Below are 1,960 nucleotides of genomic sequence, written 5' to 3' on the forward strand. Positions count from 1 at the left end.
TGTCTAAATACCCAAAAAGTTGCTACAAAAATCAGCTCGAAAGATCAACACACCCTAGCCACGGTTCCCAAAATAAACTTGGCCAACATTCGTTTAAATGCTGCCTCAACTCGTATTCCATTAGCGTCATCTGAACAAATTTTGTCATCGGATGAATAGACATGCTGCTGTCTTAGCGGGTCCATTTTCGAGCAAAGTTGTTTTGGTTTACTATTTGTTATGTTATAACATTTCAATTGTCGATTCATGGCACATCATACATTTCAAGGCTGCATGAGAGACGACAAATCGATAACAACATAGGAGGTTACGTAATGGGCGCTGTTTTAATGGAATCGCCAGGCTCTAAAACTGGCAATGAGTTCAGTGGACAAGACAGTTTCAAAGTAGGAGATCAACCCACAATTTTGACAGGTATATACGAAGACAACATCAATATCGCGATTTGGCGAAGAAGCTTTAGTGAAGAGCTAACGGATGCCGTCAATCAATTTATATCTGTTAACCAGAACGTAAGAAAGTCTATGACACTTTCTCCGAAAACGGCGTATACCGAACTTGAAAATGCCACAAATGGGACTGCGCCTAAGCTACTGTTAGAGAATATGGTGGAGCTTGTCGATATGTTTTGCTGCCTATTCGATTTAAAAGAAGCAGGTTTTCGTTTAGCGGTGCTGGATGACGCGATGTGCCCGCGTTTTCACGTAGACCAAGTACCTTGCCGCTTAGTCACGACGTACCAAGGTATTGCAACGCAGTGGTTACCCAATGACGTCATTGACCGTTCAAAGTTAGGGCGGGGAAGTCATGGTCAATCTGACTCTATGTCTGGGTTGTATATTCAAGAATCCAATATTCAGCAACTCGCCAGTGGTGATGTTGCACTTCTAAAAGGAGAGCGTTGGAGTGGAAACGAAAGTAGGGGGTTGGTCCATCGTTCACCGACTATTTTATCTGATGAAAGGCGATTATTGTTAACGTTAGACTTTGGTTAACGTCAGACTGTAGTGCATCGACGTTAACCAAACGAAAAATGTCACAAGAGATGGGGCCATCTTTTCCATTTCTTTTGCCTGTTCGTTCTAATTCGGGTCGCGGTCGGTTTATCCATCTATTTTTGACACATATTTTCTGAGACCAATTCGACTGTGTCCCGTTGGGAAATTCTCAAAACGGGTGAATTCTTCAAACCCCAAACGTTCATAAAAAACAGGTGCCTGCCAACTTTGTGTCCAAAGCCATAAACCGGATAGATCTTGAGCCTTTGCAAATTCTTCCGCCTTGTTCATGAGCTGTTTACCTAATCCGGTTCCGCGACAGCTTTCATCGACCCAAAGTTCGTCGATATAGAGCCAATCCCACAGTAGATCGGCGGTGAGTGCCGCAATGAGGGTGCCGTGCTCATCCTGAGCCGTCCAATTCAAACGCTCTTTGCTATAAAGTGGCGCCATCTGTGCCTGGCTGTGGGACTCAAAACCAGCGGTCAATTCCGCTTGTATCAGTGTATCTAGATCACCGTTAGTGAAATCAATCTTAGGCATCATTTACCTCTATTATTGGCGGGCTGATATGTCGAGCAGGCATTCGTTAAAATAGGTTTCTCATTACTCCAAAGCTTTAGGTGATGATTTCCGTCACCACATCAGTCTTCACCGAATTGGCGATAAAACAGTTCTCGTGAGACATATGATGCATTTTTTCAAGTTGTTTGAGGGTAGGAACTCGATCATTTGAAAAGATGATGTGCGGTCTTAGGGTTACTCTTGTCATGGATGTTTTACCGCGCGAATCTTCTTCTAGAATACCCACCGCTTTATCCACATAGCTTTCGATGACGTATTGACGTTTCGCAGCAATGGAAAGAAAGACCAGCATGTGACAACTCGACAAAGCCGCAATAAAGGCCTCTTCGGGATCCACATTTTCTTCTACGGAATAGGGAAGAGGCACAATATGAGGC

The 1,960-nt window shown here is 43.8% G+C and carries 3 protein-coding genes; 1 reads left to right on the forward strand and 2 read right to left on the reverse strand.

Features of this window, described 5'->3' with window-relative positions:
- The first annotated feature begins 314 nt into the window (after window positions 1–314).
- Window positions 315–995: a DUF1826 domain-containing protein gene (locus tag ACP45E_RS14100; RefSeq protein ID WP_017039057.1), complete on the forward strand. Its 681-nt coding sequence runs from the start codon at window positions 315–317 to the stop codon at window positions 993–995.
- 108 nt (window positions 996–1,103) lie between these two features.
- Here the strand turns inward: ACP45E_RS14100 and ACP45E_RS14105 are convergent, their stop codons facing one another.
- Both ACP45E_RS14105 and ACP45E_RS14110 read right to left on the reverse strand, forming a co-directional pair.
- Window positions 1,104–1,541 (reverse strand): GNAT family N-acetyltransferase, encoded by a 438-nt coding sequence (locus ACP45E_RS14105; protein WP_017039056.1) that lies wholly within the window; start codon window positions 1,539–1,541, stop codon window positions 1,104–1,106.
- A gap of 76 nt (window positions 1,542–1,617) precedes the next feature.
- The coding region (locus ACP45E_RS14110) for an OsmC family protein (RefSeq protein ID WP_069585146.1) at window positions 1,618–1,960 on the reverse strand (343 nt) is incomplete at its 5' end.

The sequence above is a fragment of the Vibrio genomosp. F10 str. 9ZD137 genome, assembly GCF_049974785.1.
Classification (GTDB): domain Bacteria; phylum Pseudomonadota; class Gammaproteobacteria; order Enterobacterales; family Vibrionaceae; genus Vibrio.